Origin of the sequence: Rhodococcus pyridinivorans (genome assembly GCF_900105195.1) — a bacterium.
Classification (GTDB): domain Bacteria; phylum Actinomycetota; class Actinomycetes; order Mycobacteriales; family Mycobacteriaceae; genus Rhodococcus; species Rhodococcus pyridinivorans.
Genome location: NZ_FNRX01000002.1, coordinates 255,970 through 273,099, shown reverse-complemented (window position 1 = coordinate 273,099; position 17,130 = coordinate 255,970). Strand labels below are relative to the sequence as shown.

Sequence of the window (17,130 nt, the reverse complement as noted above, 5' to 3'; positions counted from 1 at the left end):
TATGGGTCTTTCTCGTGGTTGGAGGATCGATCGTCACAGCGCAGCCGTGGCGAGCGGTGGTCCTCTCCGCGAGATGGCCGGGGGTGCACGTCCCCACACGAGCCGGTCGGTCGACGAGGTCGGGGCGAGCACGGCGGGCGCGGCGACCCGGGGGCCGCGCAGCAGCACGACCCGCAGCGCGGTGCCGCACGCCGCGTACACGTGGGCCGCGGCGGTGAGCAGCACCGCGCACACGGCGACGGCGAGCATGTGGGCGCCCAGCATGGACACCGACAGGTGTTCGTGACCGGGCACCAGCACGGTGAGCGCGACGTGCGTGGCCGCCTGCCCACCGGCGAGGAGCACGAGCGGGGACAGCGACGGCTGGTGCGCGCCGAGGATCCCGACGATCGCCGCGACCGCGACCAGCAGTACCGCGACCGGTCCCGTCGGCACACCACCGCCGGCGGCGCCGTGGGCGGCCACCGCCAGCACCGCGGTGGCGATGCCCGCGGTGGTGCCGAGAACGGTCGGATACCTGGTCACTGTCGGTCGTGCTCGTTCCTGATGTGCAGGCCGCGTCAGCGCACGCCGAGGCGCGCGAGCAGATCCGCTTCGATGCCGTCGAGTTCCGACGAGATCGCCGCGTGTGCCGACTTCCGGCGCGCGGCCGGCATCTGCTCGGCCGTCTGCACGGCGGCGGTCAGATCGGTGAGACGTTCGCGGGTCGCGGTGGCGAACTTCTGCGTCTCCGCGTCCTTGGGGTTGCGCTGCTCGACCTTCGCGAGCGACTGCTCCGCACCCGCGATGCGGGCACTGAGCCGGGCACCGTGACCGGTGAACGAACCCAGTTCCTCGATCGGCACCCCGAGCTGCTGCGCGCGACGCGAGTCGAGCTGACCGCGCAGCGCCGTCACGGCCTGGTAGACGATCGGGACGAGCACCGGCGCGAGCAGACGCGCGACGCCGAGATAACGGCGCACCTTCGCCGCGGTGAGCCCCTGGTTCTCGGCGGCCTTCTTCTGTGCCTTGAGGGTCGCGATCTGTTCCTTCTCGACCTTGGCTTGCGACCTCGCGAGTTCCTGGTCGAGCTTGACCTGCGACTTCGCGAGTTTCTTGTCGATCTTCGCCTTGGCCTTCGCTGCCCGCCGGTCGTTCTCGAGCCGATTCTTCGCGACCAGTCTGGCCTCGATCTTCGCCTTGGTCCTCAGCGCCTTCGCTTCCGCCCTGCGAGTCGCGCGACGCTTCCGTGTGAACAACCCCATCGAACAGCACCCTCCATTCGGTACGACACGACGCTCCGGCGCCCCGCGTCAGCCTAACGTGACGGTGCTGCTGCGAGCCGTCGCCTGTGCAGGGAATACCCTGGAATGTCGTGGACGCAACCGGAGAACTACCGCGGCCCCGACGCGGAGTGTCACAGCGCACAGCCGTCTCCCTCGAGGCCGCTGCGCTGACGAGGTGCCGCCACCGGGTCTATCTCGACGCCACCTTCCCCGACGAACTCGCAGATGCACCCGAGAATCCGGGTGCGCGGCAACGCCAGGAGGCGGCGGCTGCGCATCGCGAGGCGATCCGCCAGACGCTGTTCGACGCCGACCCGGACGGGTGGGTGCTCGTCGCCCCCGAAGGACCGATGTCGCAGCGCGCCGAGCGCACACTCGACGCGTGCCGCGCGGGCGCCGACCGCATCTGGGGTGCGGTGCTGCCGAGCGAACCCGACACCGGACGCCGCGGCCGCTCGGAGATCCTGCTGCGCGACGCCGAACACGGCGGCTACATCCCGGTGATCGTCGTCAACCACAAGGTCACCGATCCCGGACACGGCGCGCTCACCACCGATCTGTTCGCGTGGGCACCCGCTGTCGACGAGACCCGCAAGGTGCGCAGTCAGGTGCGCGACCAGATGCGCCTCGCGCACCTGTACCGGATGCTCGAACGTCACGGACTTGCGAGCCCCGCGAAGGTCGCCGGCGCGATCGGCTACGGCGGCGACTGCATCCTCGTGCACGATCTCGACCAGATCCTCGACGACTACGACGCCCGCCTGGCGGACCGACTCGAGATCGCGCGGGGTCTCACTCCGACGGCGCCGTCGCAGATCGGCGAGTGCAAGACCTGCCCGTGGTGGGACCGCTGCCGCGCCGAACTCACCGTCACCCGGGATGTGTCGCTCGTCGCGCCGGGGCAACGTGCCGCCGTGCTGCGCGAACTCGAGGTGCACACCATCGACGGCCTCGCCCGGTGGGAGGGCGGGGAACCGGAAGCGTGGCCGCAGGGTTCGTTCGAGGACGCGATCGTCACGGCGCGGGCGTGGATCGCCGGTGCGCCGCTCGTGCGTCGCTACCGGCACGTGCACGTCCACCGCGCCGACGTCGAGGTCGACATCGACATGGAGAGCTACCACGAGCACGGCGCCTATCTGTGGGGCACGCTGCTCAATTCGAGATCGTCCTCCGAGTACATCCCGTTCGCGACGTGGGAGCCCGTGCCGACCGACGACGAGGCACGCTCGTTCGCCGAGTTCTGGCGCTGGCTGTCGGACCAGCGGCGCGCGGCCGAACGTCGCGGGAAGACCTTTGCGGCCTACTGCTATTCGCGGTCGGCGGAGGACAAGTGGTTGCTGTCGTCGGCGCGGCGGTTCCACGGCTTCCCGGGTGTGCCGGAGCTCGCGGAGGTCAAGGCGTTCATCGGTTCGAACGAGTGGGTCGACATCTTCCAGGCCGTCACCGACCAGTTCGTGTGTCCGAACGGCAAGGGGCTGAAGAAGATCGCACCGATCGCGGGGCATCACTGGCGTGACGCCGAGGCCGGGGGTGAGGCGTCGATGAGCTGGTACCGCGAGGCCGTGGGCATGGCGGGCGAGCCCGATCCGGCGCAGCGTGTGCGGTTGCTCGAGTACAACGAGGACGACGTGATCGCCACGAAGGTCCTGCGCGAGTGGATGAGTGATCGTGCGGTGCTCGACATCCCGTTCGTCGAGGACCTGTAGCGCAGAGCATGCCACGTGCGTGGTTCCGGTGGCCTCGGCCACCGGAACCACGCACGGGAGATCAGACCAGTGCGGCAAGAGCGAAGGCCGCCAGGGCGATGAGGACACCGCCGGTGAGGGTCTGGACACGGCGGTCGACGACGCACATCGCCGACAGGAAGCCGGGCATCGAACCCCCGCGGTGGGTGTGCAGGATGGCCAGTACGCTCGGCATGCAGCGGCCGAGGCTGACGGTTGCGAACATCGCGGCGCCGAGCACCGGCGAACCCGAGGCGATCACGCCGAGGACCAGCAGGTAGTACGCGCTGGACCGGATGAAGATCATGAAGCCGGGGCCGATGAGCGCACCGAACAGCAGCGACACCTTCCACGGCGCCATCGTGCGCCGCAGGTGGCGGGGGAGCTGCTGACGCCGCATGGGCGTCGGCAGGGTGATCATGCCCAGCTCGTGCAGGCCGTAACCGAGCGCGATCACGCCCCAGGCCGCGAGCATCCATGCCCGCGGCACCGAGCCGGTCACGAGCGCGCCGAGCGCACCGAAGAGCGCGCCGGTGGGGATGCCCGTCGCGAGCGATCCGAGGGTGTGCCAGCCGAGCCGGCGGATCGGGGTCGACGACCCACGGCGTCCCGGCTGCTTCGGTGCGGCGACCACGCCGGCCACCGACATACCGCAGGTCGACCAGTTGGCGGCCAGTGCGGTCACCGCGCCGGTGGCGATCACCGCGGCGGTCATGGCCGTCGGGGTCGAGGCGGCCGCGACGAGACCGGCGGCGGCGCCGACCACCGCGGCACCGGCGATCAGGCCGCCGCGGGTCTTCTTCGCGACGGCGCTCTCGAGCGTCGGGCGTATCTCCGGTACGTCGACTCCGAGGGGCGGGTGAGCCAGGGGCTCACGCACGAGTGTTTCTGTCATCGGGATGCTCCTTTGCTGTGGTGCTTACGGATACGACCGGACGGCGGACGGCGTTGTCCGTCACCCGGTCACGGTGACGGTTCCGGTCATGTACCGGTGGACCGAGCAGTGGTACTCGTAGACGCCCGGCGTCGTGAAGGTGTGCTCGAAGCTCCCCTCGGGGGTGATGCCGCTGTCGAACTCGCCCTCCGATCCGACGTGGTGCAGGACCCCGCCGTCGTCGAACGTCCACCGGACGGTGCCGCCCACCGGTACGGTCACGTCCACCGGCGCGAAGTGCACGTCGCGCACGACGATCTCCGCGTCCGGCCCGGTGGGGGAGCCGGCACACCAGGTCGCGGCCAGCATCGCGAACGCGGCCAAGCCCCACCGGATCCGCATCATTCGACGATGATCGTGCCGACCATCGCGGGGTGCGGCGTGCAGTGGTAGGTGAACGTGCCGGCCTCGTCGAAGGTGTACTCGTAGGTGCCCTCGGTGAGCAGTTCGCTCTTCAGGTCACCTTCGAGCGGTCCGTCGCCCGCCACATCGTGCGGCAGTCCCGAGTCGTCGAAGTGCCACTGCACGGTCTGGCCCTTCTCGATGGTGACCGATGCGGGGCTGTACGACATGTTGGAGACCTCGATGACGACCGCGGGTTCGTCGGCGTCCGCACTGCCGCATCCGGTCAGCAGTCCCATCGCGAGTGTCGTGCCCGCGACCGCGGAAAGAAACTTCTTCATATCTCGTCCTCACCGGATGTACCGCAGATTCGCGGTCATTCCTGCCTCGAAGTGATAGGCGTTGTGACAGTGGAACATCCACTCGCCCGGATTGTCCGCGTCGAACTCGATGGCGAGTTCGGTCCCCGGAAGCACGTTGACGGTGTCGCGTCGCAGACCGCCGTAACCCGGTACGGCGAAGGTGTGGCCGTGGGTGTGCATGGGATGCCACATCGGCGACGAGTTGACCATCGTGATCCGGATCCGTTCACCCTCCTTCATTACCAGTCGGCCGGCGTCGGGGCCGGCCATGCCCCACACGTAGCGGTCGCCGGCCTGGATCAGCTCGACGCGGTAGTCGCGGTCGACGTCCCGCTTCTCGAGCAGTACCGATTCGGCGGGCCGCAGTTCGCTCTCGGTTACGAGTCGCCCGTTCAGCTCCGAAATGTCGCATCCCACATCGGGGTTCGACATCGGCACCGCGTCGTGGGACCGCAGCACGGTCGACGCGTAGCCGTCGCGCCCCTCGACCTTCGCCACGATCGGCCACGCACCGGAACGCACCGTGACGAGCACGTCCACCCGCTGCGCCATGCCGAGGATCACGGTGTCGGCGGTCGTCGGCTGCACGTCGAAGCCGTCCACGGCGACGACGGTCAGTTCGTGACCGGCCACGGCGAAACGGTAGGGCGTCTCCGCGGCCGCGTTGACGACCCGTAGACGCAACCGTTGCCCCGCAGCGGCTTCCACCACGGCGGGATCGTTCGGCGGACGCCCGTTGATCAGGTGCAGCGGGTACGCGATGTGCTGGGTCATGCCGCCGAGCGGGACGGAGTCCCCGTGGCCCGCCGACGTGATCTGTTGCGCCACTGAGGCATCGGCGTCCGTGTACTCGGCCGGCCCCGAGCCGTGCCCGGCATGACCGTGCCCGGCGACCTGCGGGTTGAGCGCGGCCAGGACCGCGTCGGGGGTGGTGCCCAGACCGTCGACCCAGTCGTCGAGCACGAGCACCGCGTCGGCGTCCGCGCCGGTGGCGTCGTTCGGGTCCTCGATGATCATAGCCCCGAACAGACCACGGTCGGCCTGCAGTCCGCTGTGCGAGTGGTACCAGTAGGTGCCCGGATCGGGTGCGACGAAGTCGTATTCGAACCGGCCACCGTCGGCGCCGATCGGTTCCTGCGTGACCGGAGCCGCACCGTCCATGTCGTTGCGGATCCGGATGCCGTGCCAGTGCAGCGTGGTCTCCTGCGGAAGCCCGTTGTCCACCGACACCCGCACCCGGTCGCCCTTCGACAACCGCAGCTCGGGTGCGACGGCGGCCCCGCCGTAGGTCCACGTGTTCACGATCCGCCCACCGAGGTCCACGGCGCCCACCCCCGCAGCGAGCGCGAAGGCTGCCGTCGCCCCCGAGGTGGCGCGGGCCGCCTCGGCCGCGGCCACCTCGGGATCGGTGGGACGGATGTAGTCGAGCTCGGTGGCCACCGCCTGCTGTCCGGACGTACCGGAGCTGCAGGCGGTGGCACCGAACCCGAGCGCGCCGAGCCCCACCGCCCCGACACCGAGGGTGCCCAGGCGGAGGAAGCGTCGGCGAGCGAGCACGAGCCCGGAACCGGGTCGTGTCATCGGATCACCTGCGGGGTCAGGAGCGAACGGATGTCGTCGACGGTTCCGGTGACCTCGGCGGCACTGACCTCGGTGCCGTCGCTCGCCGAGACACCGACGATGCGCTGGGCCGACTCGCCGTCGACCTCGGGGCCCGAACCGACCACATACAGGATCGATCCGTCCACGGAGAAGGCCATGGACGCGATGTCCGTCATCCCCAGTGCCGCGAGATCGAGGGTGCGGATCGGAGCGAGGCCGGTCGCGTCGAACAGCTCGATCGTGACGATGTCGCCACCGCGCGCGGAGTGCGGATGGATCTCGCTGTCGGTGTACTCGATCGCGATCCGGTCGCCGGTGTTGTTGATGGCGTTCTCCGCGAAGCGGCCGCCGTCCTGTCCGGCGTTCCCGATGGGAGCGACGGGATCCTCCGGCAGACCGTTCGAGAAGTCGAAGACGAAGACGTCGCCGGTCGCGCCGACGAGCAGTGCCTTCTTCGCGTCCGCGGCCCAGGTCACCTTGCGGTTGCTGACGAAGTCGTCGGGCAGCACCTTCGTCCGCGCCGTCTCGGTGGGGACACCGGCATCGTCGATGGAGATCTGGATCAGCTCGCGGGTGTCCTCGCACACGCTGTAGAGCTTGTGGTCGACGAGCCAGGTGAACGGACCGCACCCGATGATCTGCAGCGCGCCGCTCTCCTTGCCGGCCTCGAGATCGACGACGCGGACGCCGTACAGGCCGTCGTCCCACGTCACGAAGTACTTCCCGTCCGAGGTGACGGCACTGGACCCGGGACGCGAGTGCGCGCGGGCGTAGTCGGGCAGTTCGATCTCGTCCGGCTCGAGCAGGTCGCCCGAGTAGGTGGTGACGGTGAAGTCCGCCTGGCCGCGCGAACCGCGCGGCCGCCACACTTCGGCGGCGAGAACCGCTGGGTCCGAGGAACTCTCGCCGACGAACCCGTGGATGACCGGATCCCAGATGCCGGGACCCACGACGATGCGACTGCCCGCGACACCGGTGACCGGGTCGAGGACGTTCACACCGATCTCGAGCCCGCCCGGAGTCCGGAGGACCGCAAGCAGGTCGTTCTCGCTCGCGGGCTGGATCTCCGAGACATGCACGGGTTCCGGGATGGTGTCGCCGATCTCCTGATCGTCGTGACCGAGGGAGATGCCCTCACCGGGAGTGGTGTAGGGGACGGTCGGGTAGGTGACCTCGCCCGCCGCGGAGGAGGAGTCGTCGTCGCTCGAGCACGCCGCGAGGGACAGTGCGAGAGCGAGCGGGACGGTCGCGGCGACCGCCCGTTGGGTGCGCTTCATGATCCGGCGCCCACCTTCGGTCGTGCGGCGGGACGGGTCTGGCAGTCCTCACCGATGATCGGTGCCATCGTGCAGGTGTACGACTGGGATTCGTCGGACACGCACCAGATGATCTCCTGGTCGAAGCTGCCCGAGACCGGGTTGTACATGATGGCCTGCATGTCGGGTTCACCGCAGAAGGCGTTCGAGCACGACGGTGCACCACAGCAGTCGTAGTAGGCGATCAGGTAGGTCTTACCGGTGTCGGGATGCGTGCAGCATCCAACCCAGAACTCCGCTCCGGGACGGCTTCCCGGCGCACAGGTGGTGACACCGCCGCCGTTGCAGGCCGCGCACGAGGTGCCGTCCATGTTGCACCAGCGCCAGTACTCGCACTCGGCGGGGTCCTTGCCGTCGTAGACCGGAACGAGCGGTTCGGGTTCGGCGGGGGTCGGAGCCGGCGGCTCCTGCGCCAGCGCAGTGCGGGTGACGGGCAGCGAACTGATCAGTGCCACACCGGAAACACCCATGGTCCACCGGCCGATCTTGCTGATCACCGAACGGCGGGAGACCCGCTCGGACATCCTGCGGCCGGTGCGGCCGATGAAGGATCCGCCGCGGCCGGCCATCCATTCGGCTTGTTCCTTGACGGTGGCTTCGTCCACCGGATATCGGTTCTCGTGCATCTCCGGTTCACCGGATGAGGGTCTGAGGTCCAACGACGTACTCCGATCTCGAGAAGGGGATGAGATTCCGCCCGTACCGACGGGGCGGTCGGCGCTCGCAGATCACAGACCGGCTGCGGCGCGAGTCTTGGCTGCCTCGTGCAGGTGCTGCAGCGAGGGCGTGCCGGATTCGAGTGCGTTGAGGAGGGATTCGACCTGCGCCATGTGGTTGCACAGGCCCTTGGCCTGGATCTTGCCGTGCTCGTCGAGGATCACGCCGTACGGAGTGGTGCCCACCTGGTAGGCGATGCCCACATCGCGGGCGTCGACGTAGCTGAGCTCGGCACCGATACCCGAACCGGCAAGGAAACTCTGGTGCTCCTCGGGCGTGCCGTCGGAGATGATGACGACCTCGAGGTCCTTCTCCGCCTTCGCCATCGCCTTGACGCCGGGCAGCAGGCTCTTGCAGGTCGAGCACGACGGCGCGGTGAACAGCAGCAGCTGCGCCTTGTCGCGGTGGCCACCGACGCCGACCTCGCGGCCGAGGTGGTCCTGCAGGCCGCGGAAGCTCGGAGCGACCTGATCGATCTTCGGGCCGGTGTCCATCATCCGGGCGCCGAGGGGGCCGAGACGCACCTGCACGCGCCCGATCTCGCGGGCGAGGGCGAGCAGCATGAGGAACAGTGCCGCGACGGCGACGGCCAGCACGATGACCGCGATCAGCAGGAAGGTGTTCACAGATTTCTCCGTTCGGATGTGTCAGTACCGCGAGAGGGGCGAGGCGGCACGAAGTTCGATCGAGGCCTTCGTCAGGTGGTCGTCGACCGGGCGTCGGCCCGGATGCACGATCGACCGCAACTGCACCGCGGTGACGACCACGACCAGCACCAGTGCGGCGAGCGCGACGGCGAGGAGGTGCTCGGCGAGCGACGGTGCGCCGGCGGGAACGAGGGCCAGGGCTGCGGAGACGAGCACGAACGCACCGGCCCGCACCGCGTGGAACCACCCGATCCGCGGGATGTCGTGGGAACCGAATGCGAAACAGCCGCAGTCGAGGTCACGACGGCCTCGGAGAAGGTTGATCGTCAGGCCGCCGAAGAAGCACAGGAACAGCAGTGCGGCGCCTGCGGCCGCCCATCGTCCGGCGATGCCGGTGATGAGCGCGGCACCGAGGACGATCTCGGCCCACGGCAGCGCGAACGACACCGCGTCCTCGAGCGGCGCAGGCAGCAGCTTGTACCCGCGCACCGTGCGCAGCAGACCCTGGCGGTCCCGGGTCTTGGGGATGCCGGCGAGCAACAGCGTGCCTCCGACGATCGATGCGATCAGCACCCACAGCATGTGTGCGATCACTCCTTCCGTTTCGCTTCGGGACCTCGTCGAGGTCCCGGCGGATCCCTCGCAGGTGGGGATGGACACATCCTGCTGCGGTCTCGAGTCGGGCGTGCGACGCCGGAGAAACGAAAGGGGACACCCTGAACGAGAACGCGAGCCTTCGAATTCAGGGACGTCGGGGCTCGGCGACGTGGGGTTTTGCGTTCGCCCGAGTCCGCGCGGAAGGCGGTGGCGTGATGCACCTCGCATCGCCTCTGCGAGCGGATTCCCACTTGGACGGCACGTCGTGTTCGCGCAGGTAATGCGGCTGTAACAGAACGGGGTTAGCGTCCGGACGAATCCAGTGAAAGGACCACGGCCGTGACGTCAGCACTCCGGGCGGCGATCGACCGCGCGCAGGACGCGGAACCCACCGGGGATCACGTGCGCTCACCCCTGCATGCGCTCGGCCGCCGGCAGTTGTCCCAGCTCGATCTGATCGGGCAGTCGCTGTCGACGATCGCTCCCGCAACCGGAATGGTGTTCATCGCCCTGTGGATGACCGTGAGCGCTCCGGGACTCGGGGGTGTGCTCACCATCGCCGCGACGACCGGCGTCGTCGTGCTGGTCGCATGGTGCATCACGCAGTTCACGCGACGCCTGGCCGCGGCGGGTTCGCTCTACAGTTTCGTCTTCCAGGGACTCGGTACGCGCGCGGCGCTCGTGACGGGCACGGCGCTCATCGTCGGATATCTCGGCATCTCGATCTCCGTGCTGGCCCAGGGAGCACGCACAGTATTGGATCTCGGTGAGCTTGTGGGACTGAATCTTCCGGGGACGGGACCGTGGCTGGTGACGGCGGCGGTGCTCGGTGGGGTCGTCGCCCTGATCGCGATCCGCGGCGTGCGGTTCGCGACCCGCGCGATCCTGCTCGTCGAAACGTGTTCGCTGGTACTGATCGTCGCGACGATGCTGGTCGCGCCGGCGGGCGGAACGACGACAAGCGAACTGCCGGTCTCACCGCTGAGCCTGCTGCCCTTCCTGGCGCTCATGACCGTCCTGTCCATGGCCGGATTCGAGAGCGCGGCGTTCTTCGGACCCGAGGCCCGTCGGCCGCTCGTCACGGTCAGCCGGACGGTGCTGATCACCCCTCTCGTCGTCGGGGCGCTGTTCGTCTTCACGGCCGTCGCCTCGCTGACCGGGCGTGGATCGCTCATCATCGGAGCGTATTTCGACGGTGTCGACTCCGGTGCGTCGTGGGCGGTCGTGCTCGCCGTGAAGACGGGCATGGCGTGCTCGTGGTTCGCGTCGACACTCGGCTGCGCACAGGCAGGCTCGAGGCTCCTGTACTCGATGGGTGTCGAACGGGTGCTGCCGTCCGCTCTGGCCCGCGTACACGGCACCCTGCGCACCCCCTACCTCGCGGTGACGACGTTCGTCGCGGTGAGTGTCGCGGGTGCCGTCCTGTACACCCTGGTGGCGGAAGCGGATTCGTCCGTCTTCGACGGTGTCGTCGAGGTCGCGCTGGTCGCGGCGTACACGCTGGTCGCGGTGGCATCCCTGCGGTTCCTGCACCGCATCGGTGAGGACACCACGTGGACGCGGGTCGCGGCGGTGTTCGTCGCGTTGCTCGGTGGTGGTCTGCTGGTGGCCACGGCCGTCGACGGGGTCACGCACTCGCTGCTCGTCGTGCCGGTGGCGCTCGTCGCGCTCCTGGTGTCGGGACCCGTCTGGCGCGCGGTGCTGCGCCGGCTCCGCCCGCAGAGCCTCGCGACGATCGGAGCATTCGACACCGTCGAGACCTCGGATCTGCTGCCGGGTGCGGGGACACTGGTCCTCGACGAGCACGGGCGGCCGCGGATCGTCACGGGGGGCATACAGGAAGAGCGGATGTGACCGCCCACGTGCCGATCCGGTCCTCCGAGACTACTTTCGGAGGACGACAACCCCACGCCGTGCAGAAGGCGCTGGGGATGCTCGAGGCCGTCGCACAGCTCGGTCCCGGCACCACCGCCAAGGAGATCGCCGCGTTCGCCGGAGTGCCTCCCGCCACCGCCTACCGGATGCTGAACCTGCTCGTCGCGGACGGCTATCTCGTGCGTGTCCCCGACCTGTCGGGTTTCGCGCTCGGTCGTCGCACCGCCGAACTCGCCCAGGCCGCAGCGGAATCCACCCCGTCCGAGTCGCTCCACGACGTGATGGAGGACCTGCGGGGGTGCACGCGTTTCGGATTGCACGTCGCGTCCTTCGCCGGGAGCCGGCTCCGCTTCGTCGACCAGGATCCGGACCACGAGATCGTCGCCATCACCACGCTGTCGAAGTCGTTGCACGCCAATGCCATCGGCAAGCTGATGCTGGCACACGTGCCGGGGGCGGCTCCGGACGCCGAGTTTCGCCGGCTCACCGAGTTCACGATGTGCGAGCGCGAGTCGCTGGCGCGGGAGCTGCGCGACATCATCTCGTCCGGTTACGCGAAGGAGTGCCAGGAGACCCGGCTGGGCAGGGCGGCGCTGGCCGTCCCGATCCGCGACTCGTCGTCCTTCGTCGTCGGCGGCCTGTACCTGCACGGGTCGGCCGCGAAGGTGCAACCCGATCCCGATCTGGTGAGATTCCTCGTCGACGGCTCCGCCAGGCTCACAGGCCTGCTCTGAGCCGGATCAGTGCGTCCACCACGGGCGCGCCGAACATCGGCGGATCGTTGTGTTCGAGACCGTCGAGCTCGACCCGCTCGTGCAGCCATCGGGCGGCATCGGCGACTGCCGAGCTCTGGGCCGGCGGGACGATGCTGTCGGCGGTGCCGTAGACGACCGTGATCGGCACGTCGATGTGGCCGACGAGTTCGGCGACGGGGAACTCGTCCTTCAACAGTGCGGCGGGCACGAAGGGATAGTGGTGCCGGGCCACGGCGGCGAGATCGGTGAACGGCGAGCGCAGCAGCATCCCGGCGGGAGGTTCGTCGACGGCGAGCGCGGTGACCACGGCGCAGCCGAGGCTCTCCCCGAAGTACAGCACCCGGGCGGGGTCGACGTCGTCGCGTGAACGGAGATGCTCGAGGGCCGCGCGGGCGTCGGCGGCGAGACCCTCCTCGGTGGGGGCGCCGGGATTGCCGCCGTACCCGCGGTAGTCGAACAGGAGCGTCGAGAAACCCGCCGCGGCGAGGTCGGCGGCGGTGTCGACGCGGCCGAGTCGGTTGCCGCCGTTACCGGGAGCGAGGAGAACCGTGAAGCCGGCTCCGGGGCCGTCGGGAGCGCGACCGGGCACGAACCAGGCGTCGAGCGCGAGACCGTCGGAGGTGGTGAGCACGACGTCCTCCGCACCGGGCAGGACGGTCGCGGCGGACGGGGGAGTGGAGCTGTCGGGCAGGTAGATCAGGCGTCGTTGCAGCGCCCACCCGGCGACGCCGACGAGCGCGACGACGAGCACCACGGCGAGAACGATCCGCATGGGTCCGGTCTAACGCATGTGCGCGTTCCCGGCAGCCGGAACTGCCGGAAACGCGCACGGAAGAGGCGGGGTTACCGGAGGAAGGGTTACCGCGGCGCCATGCGCAGCGCGCCGTCCATGCGGATGGTCTCACCGTTGAGGTAGTCGTGCTCGACGATCATCTGCGCGAGCTGCGCGTACTCGGCGGGCTGGGCGAGCCGCGACGGGAACGGCACACCGGCCTCGAGGCCCTTGCGGTACTCCTCGGTGACACCGGCGAGCATCGGGGTGTCGACGATGCCGGGGGCGATGGTGTTGACGCGGATGCCGAACTGCGCGAGGTCGCGTGCGGCGGGAACGGTCATGCCGTGCACGCCACCCTTCGACGCGGAGTACGCGATCTGACCGATCTGGCCCTCGAACGCCGCCACCGAGGCGGTGTTGATGACGACGCCGCGCTGACCCGACTCGTCGACCGTCTCGGTCTTGGAGATCGCGTCGGCCGCGAGGCGCATGACGTTGAAGGTGCCGAGCAGGTTGACGGTGATGACCGTGCGGAACAGCTCGAGGTCGTGCGGGCCGTTCTTCGACAGGATGCGGCCGGCCCAGCCGACACCGGCGCAGTTGACGACGATGCGCAGCGGAACACCCGACTCGACGATGCGGTCGACGGCGGCCTGCACCTCGTCGCCGCTGGTCACATCGGTCGCGAGGAGCGTGACACCCGCGGGTGCGGCATCGCCGACGCGGTCGATGGACTGCTGCAGGTCGAGGCCGAAGACGGTGGCTCCGGCGTCGGCGAGACGGCGTGCGGTTGCGGCGCCGAGACCGGATGCGGCACCGGTCACCAGTGCGGCGGATCCCTGAATCTCCACTGTTCGTATCTCCTGTCCCGTGTGAGTGTCGTTCGTCACGAACCCTAACCGGTGACGGCCGCGGGTTCCGCGGGGGTCGCGGTCCGGCGGCGCAGTGCGACGACTCCCATCGCCGCGGCGACGAGACACGCGACGGCACCGAGCAGCAATCCGGCCCGGCCACCCCACTGCTCGCAGACCCATCCGGCGATGGGACCGCCGATGGCCGTGGAGCCGAGGAAGGCGACCGACCACAGGGCCATCACCCGTCCGCGCATCGTCGGCGCGGAGGCGAGTTGCAGCGAACTGTTGGTGGTGGACGTGAACGTCACGCTCAGTGCGCCCACGATCACCATGAGCACGATGAGCGTGGTCAGGTTCGGGGCCGCGGCGGCGACCGCCATGGCGATGCCGAACGCGAGGGAGGTGAGGATCAGCGGCCGGGTTCCGGTGCGACCCCAGGTGGCGACGGCGAGGCCCCCCACCACCGATCCGGCGCCCATCGCGGCGGTGAGGAAGCCGTAGGCCCCGGCACCGGCAGCGAAGGTGTGGTCGGCCAGGACCGGCAGAACCACCTGGAACTCGAAGGCCAGACATCCGACGAGCGCCATCATCGACAGCGGGACGGCCAGGTCGGGCGTGCTGCGGACGTAGGCGAAACCCTCACGCAGCTGTCCCTTCGCGCGGGCGGCGGCGGGGGAGCGCTGGAGCCGGGAGACGTCGAGTCGCAGCAAGGAGGTGACGACGGCAACGAAGCTCGCGGCGTTGAGCAGGAAGCACACGCCGAGTCCGCCCGCGGCGATGACCAGGCCGGCGACGGCCGGGCCGATCATGCGGGAGCACGAGGCGAGGACCGACTGCAGGCTCACGGCGTTCCGCAGATCCTCCGGACCGACCAGTTCGAGCATGAACGACTGTCGGGCGGGGTTCTCGAAGCACTGGTTGAGGCCGAGCGCGACCGCCAGGACGTAGACGTGCCACAGGGCGATCGTGTCGGTGACGACGAGCAGCCCCAGGATCAGGGCCTGCACACCCATGAGGGTCTGCAACCCGATCATGAGCCGGCGTTTGTCGGAGCGGTCGGCGACCACGCCGCCGTAGGGGCCGAGCAGCAGCATCGGCACGGTCTGCAGTGCGAGCACGATGCCGATGGCGGTCGCGGAGCCGGTGAGCTGCAGGACGAGCCACGACTGCGCGACCGTCTGCATCCACGTGCCGATGAGCGAGACGGCCTGGCCGCTGATGTAGAGGCGGAAGTTGGGGCCGCGCAGGGCGGCGAAGGTCTGTCCTCTGATGTCGGCGAGCATTGTCACGGGCGACCCCTCTCGGCGGAGGGGCGCGGTGAATCGGCGACGCGCTGCGAGAGTGCCTCGAGGGCGGGCAGTGCGTCGTGCAGAGCTTCGAGGTGCCGGTCGCTCAGTTCGGTGAGGTGACGGGCGAACAGGGCGGTGCGGCGGTCGCGCAGTTCCGCCGAGAGTGCGGCACCGGCGGGAGTGATGTGGACGCGGACGACACGCTTGTCGTCGGTGTCGGGGGACCGGGTGAGCAACCCGGCGTCTTCGAGTTTGCCCACCATGCGCGAACACATGGTGGGGTTGAGCCCTTCGATCTCCGCGAGGTCGCGGACTCCGATCGTCTCGTGGCGGGCGACGGTCGTGAGGAGGGTCGACTGCGAACGCGTCAGCCCTTCCTCCGAGGCGAACATGCCCATGCGGCGGGAGATCCGTCCGATCGCGATACGCAGACGATGGACGTCTTCCGCGTCGAACGGAGGAGTTTCGGATCGAGGGGTGCTGTCCGTGAGTTCAGACATGGAACCACCTCCGAATTTATTTGCCTATCGGCAAGCATACTCCTGTGCAGAGTGGAAAGACACTGTTCGGAACGGTGATCAGGGACGCATGAGCGCCGGGGCCTCGTCCTCCGTGACACGGCGGGCGCGCCGGCGGACGACCACCATCGCGGCGACGGACAGCAGCAGGGCCACCGCGCCGGCGATCGGTCCGACGACGCCGGTCGCCGGGAACAGGCCGTCGCCGAGCATCCACGCGCCGAAGCCGAAGAACAGGGCGGAAGCACCGTAGCGAATGGCGTTGTCGGGAAGATGCCGGCCGAACACGGCACCGATGACGATGGCCAGCGCGTCGGCGGCGACCATGCCGACGGTGGACCCGATCCACACCCCGGCCCAGTTGTTGTCGGTCGCGAGCGTGATGGTCGCGAGCATCGTCTTGTCGCCGAGTTCGGCGAGGAAGAACGCCGAGGTCACGGCGAGGAAGGCGGAGCGCGCGACGCGTCCGGCCTTGGATTGCTCGTCGTCGTCGAGGGAGTCGCCGCGCAGCGTCCACGCACCGAAGATCAGGAAGGCGATGCCGCCGACGATGGAGATGGCGGTCGCGGGGATCGCGACACCCAGATAGTGCCCGACAGCCACTGACACGAGGTGCACCGCGGTGGTCGCGAACAGGATCCCCGACAGGACGACCCACCAGCGATACCGCAGGGCGAAGGTCATCGCCATGAGCTGGGATTTGTCGCCGAGTTCGGCGACGAAGACGACTGCGAAGGACAGGACGAGCGCGGACCACATATGCGTTTCCTCCTTTCGTGTGGAGGAAACGGGGCTTCCTCCGGACGCCGGACGCACGGTGCGACCAGCGGCCGAAGGTCTCGCCCACCGGAGGATGATCCGGTCCGCGGGGCCGGGCAGTGCCGTTGTCGGGCGCCGCCAGTATGTCGACCCTGCGATTGGGGGCTACTCCCCTTCGCCGACGACAACGTTAGCCCGGCGAGCCGAATTCTGTAAAGGAAATGCTAACTTTAGGAGAACCGAACTCTCGTTTTCAGGGCGCCCTCACGAAGCGAGCAGCATGGCCAGAATCGCGGTGTCGGGGTCGTTGCCCGGATCCACTCCCACCTTGCTGACCAGTGCCGTCACCGTGCCGTCCGGTTCGGCCTCGACCCACGCGGCGCGATGCTCGAGCCCGAGATGTGGGATCCCGGGGAGCAGCACGCAGCCCGAGGCGGCGCCGGCGTTCTCCGGCAGTGACGGCGTCGTCTCCGACGGCGGATGCAGCATGATCAGTGCCGGCGGCTGATGCTCGGCGAACCGTCCGGGCTGCACGGCACGCTCGCCGAGCACCGGACCTTCGGCGACCACGAGGCCCACGGTTCCGGGCTCGGGGTCGTCGGGCAGTTCTTCCTTGACCCCGAAGACCGTCGAGGTGGGCAGCAGTCCCGGCAGCGACGCGATCCGCACCGTCATCGCCAGCACCTGGGCCCATTCGCGGGTGGTCGCGGGCCATCTGCCCGAGACGACGAAACCTCGAAGCGACCCGGCGGACTGGAATGCGGACAGCTCGATGCGGCTGTGTTCCTCGGCGTTCATC

General features: G+C 69.1%; 19 protein-coding genes. 3 read left to right on the top strand and 16 right to left on the bottom strand.

Features of this window, described 5'->3' with window-relative positions; genetic code table 11:
* Positions 1 to 33: 33 nt before the first annotated feature.
* Both BLV31_RS01900 and BLV31_RS01895 read right to left on the bottom strand, forming a co-directional pair.
* Positions 34 to 525: a hypothetical protein gene (locus BLV31_RS01900; RefSeq protein WP_024102630.1), complete on the bottom strand. Its 492-nt coding sequence runs from the start codon at positions 523 to 525 to the stop codon at positions 34 to 36.
* Between the two features lie 35 nt (positions 526 to 560).
* Positions 561 to 1,244 carry a DUF6474 family protein gene (locus BLV31_RS01895; RefSeq protein ID WP_024102631.1) on the bottom strand — a complete coding sequence of 228 codons (684 nt, stop codon included), beginning with the start codon at positions 1,242 to 1,244 and terminating at the stop codon, positions 561 to 563.
* Positions 1,245 to 1,393: 149 nt separating this feature from the next.
* Between BLV31_RS01895 and BLV31_RS01890 the strand changes: the two genes are divergently transcribed.
* Entirely contained in the window at positions 1,394 to 2,971 is a 1,578-nt protein-coding gene (locus BLV31_RS01890; RefSeq protein ID WP_019290385.1) for a TM0106 family RecB-like putative nuclease, read from the top strand.
* A 61-nt stretch (positions 2,972 to 3,032) separates the two neighbouring features.
* Here BLV31_RS01890 and BLV31_RS01885 read toward each other — a convergent pair whose 3' ends face one another.
* The 8 genes from BLV31_RS01885 to BLV31_RS01850 form a co-directional block, all read right to left on the bottom strand.
* On the bottom strand, positions 3,033 to 3,884 hold the full coding sequence (locus tag BLV31_RS01885; RefSeq protein ID WP_064060567.1) for a hypothetical protein: 852 nt from the start codon (positions 3,882 to 3,884) through the stop codon (positions 3,033 to 3,035).
* A 60-nt stretch (positions 3,885 to 3,944) separates the two neighbouring features.
* Positions 3,945 to 4,268 (bottom strand): cupredoxin domain-containing protein, encoded by a 324-nt coding sequence (locus tag BLV31_RS01880; protein WP_006553379.1) that lies wholly within the window; start codon positions 4,266 to 4,268, stop codon positions 3,945 to 3,947.
* The gene (locus tag BLV31_RS01875) at positions 4,265 to 4,606 is read right to left on the bottom strand and encodes a cupredoxin domain-containing protein (RefSeq protein WP_006553380.1); all 342 of its coding nucleotides are present in this window, start codon (positions 4,604 to 4,606) and stop codon (positions 4,265 to 4,267) included. Before BLV31_RS01875 ends, BLV31_RS01880 begins: the two co-directional genes overlap by 4 nt.
* Before the next feature lie 9 nt (positions 4,607 to 4,615).
* A complete protein-coding gene (locus BLV31_RS01870; protein WP_064060566.1) occupies positions 4,616 to 6,208 on the bottom strand; it encodes a multicopper oxidase family protein in 1,593 nt (530 codons plus the stop codon).
* The gene (locus BLV31_RS01865; protein ID WP_006553382.1) at positions 6,205 to 7,506 is read right to left on the bottom strand and encodes a hypothetical protein; all 1,302 of its coding nucleotides are present in this window, start codon (positions 7,504 to 7,506) and stop codon (positions 6,205 to 6,207) included. The genes BLV31_RS01870 and BLV31_RS01865 overlap by 4 nt, the downstream gene beginning before the upstream one ends.
* Entirely contained in the window at positions 7,503 to 8,171 is a 669-nt protein-coding gene (locus BLV31_RS01860; RefSeq protein WP_033097867.1) for a methylamine dehydrogenase light chain, read from the bottom strand. The genes BLV31_RS01865 and BLV31_RS01860 overlap by 4 nt, the downstream gene beginning before the upstream one ends.
* 102 nt (positions 8,172 to 8,273) lie before the next feature.
* Positions 8,274 to 8,888, bottom strand: coding sequence for a redoxin domain-containing protein (locus BLV31_RS01855; protein WP_006553384.1), 615 nt, complete (start codon positions 8,886 to 8,888; stop codon positions 8,274 to 8,276).
* Positions 8,889 to 8,909: 21 nt separating this feature from the next.
* Entirely contained in the window at positions 8,910 to 9,491 is a 582-nt protein-coding gene (locus BLV31_RS01850; protein ID WP_039583653.1) for a MauE/DoxX family redox-associated membrane protein, read from the bottom strand.
* Positions 9,492 to 9,845: 354 nt separating this feature from the next.
* On the opposite strand from BLV31_RS01850, the gene BLV31_RS01845 reads away from it, so the two are divergent.
* Together BLV31_RS01845 and BLV31_RS01840 are read left to right on the top strand one after the other, a co-directional pair.
* The gene (locus tag BLV31_RS01845; RefSeq protein WP_024102638.1) at positions 9,846 to 11,360 is read left to right on the top strand and encodes an APC family permease; all 1,515 of its coding nucleotides are present in this window, start codon (positions 9,846 to 9,848) and stop codon (positions 11,358 to 11,360) included.
* Positions 11,357 to 12,115 carry an IclR family transcriptional regulator gene (locus tag BLV31_RS01840; RefSeq protein ID WP_006553387.1) on the top strand — a complete coding sequence of 253 codons (759 nt, stop codon included), beginning with the start codon at positions 11,357 to 11,359 and terminating at the stop codon, positions 12,113 to 12,115. The genes BLV31_RS01845 and BLV31_RS01840 overlap by 4 nt, the downstream gene beginning before the upstream one ends.
* On the opposite strand, the gene BLV31_RS01835 is transcribed toward BLV31_RS01840, so the two are convergent.
* From BLV31_RS01835 to BLV31_RS01810, 6 genes are all read right to left on the bottom strand, one after another.
* Complete coding sequence (locus tag BLV31_RS01835; protein WP_024102640.1) at positions 12,099 to 12,908, bottom strand: alpha/beta hydrolase; 810 nt, start codon at positions 12,906 to 12,908, stop codon at positions 12,099 to 12,101. The genes BLV31_RS01840 and BLV31_RS01835 overlap by 17 nt on opposite strands.
* An 86-nt stretch (positions 12,909 to 12,994) precedes the next feature.
* Positions 12,995 to 13,762, bottom strand: a complete 768-nt coding sequence (locus BLV31_RS01830) for an SDR family NAD(P)-dependent oxidoreductase (RefSeq protein ID WP_006553390.1) — start codon at positions 13,760 to 13,762, stop codon at positions 12,995 to 12,997.
* A 44-nt stretch (positions 13,763 to 13,806) separates the two neighbouring features.
* Positions 13,807 to 15,054: an MFS transporter gene (locus tag BLV31_RS01825; protein ID WP_170318542.1), complete on the bottom strand. Its 1,248-nt coding sequence runs from the start codon at positions 15,052 to 15,054 to the stop codon at positions 13,807 to 13,809.
* Complete coding sequence (locus tag BLV31_RS01820) at positions 15,051 to 15,554, bottom strand: MarR family winged helix-turn-helix transcriptional regulator (RefSeq protein WP_006553392.1); 504 nt, start codon at positions 15,552 to 15,554, stop codon at positions 15,051 to 15,053. The genes BLV31_RS01825 and BLV31_RS01820 overlap by 4 nt, the downstream gene beginning before the upstream one ends.
* A gap of 78 nt (positions 15,555 to 15,632) precedes the next feature.
* The gene (locus tag BLV31_RS01815) at positions 15,633 to 16,331 is read right to left on the bottom strand and encodes a TMEM165/GDT1 family protein (protein ID WP_006553393.1); all 699 of its coding nucleotides are present in this window, start codon (positions 16,329 to 16,331) and stop codon (positions 15,633 to 15,635) included.
* Between the two features lie 264 nt (positions 16,332 to 16,595).
* A complete protein-coding gene (locus BLV31_RS01810) occupies positions 16,596 to 17,129 on the bottom strand; it encodes a hypothetical protein (protein ID WP_024102643.1) in 534 nt (177 codons plus the stop codon).
* Position 17,130: the final 1 nt, after the last annotated feature.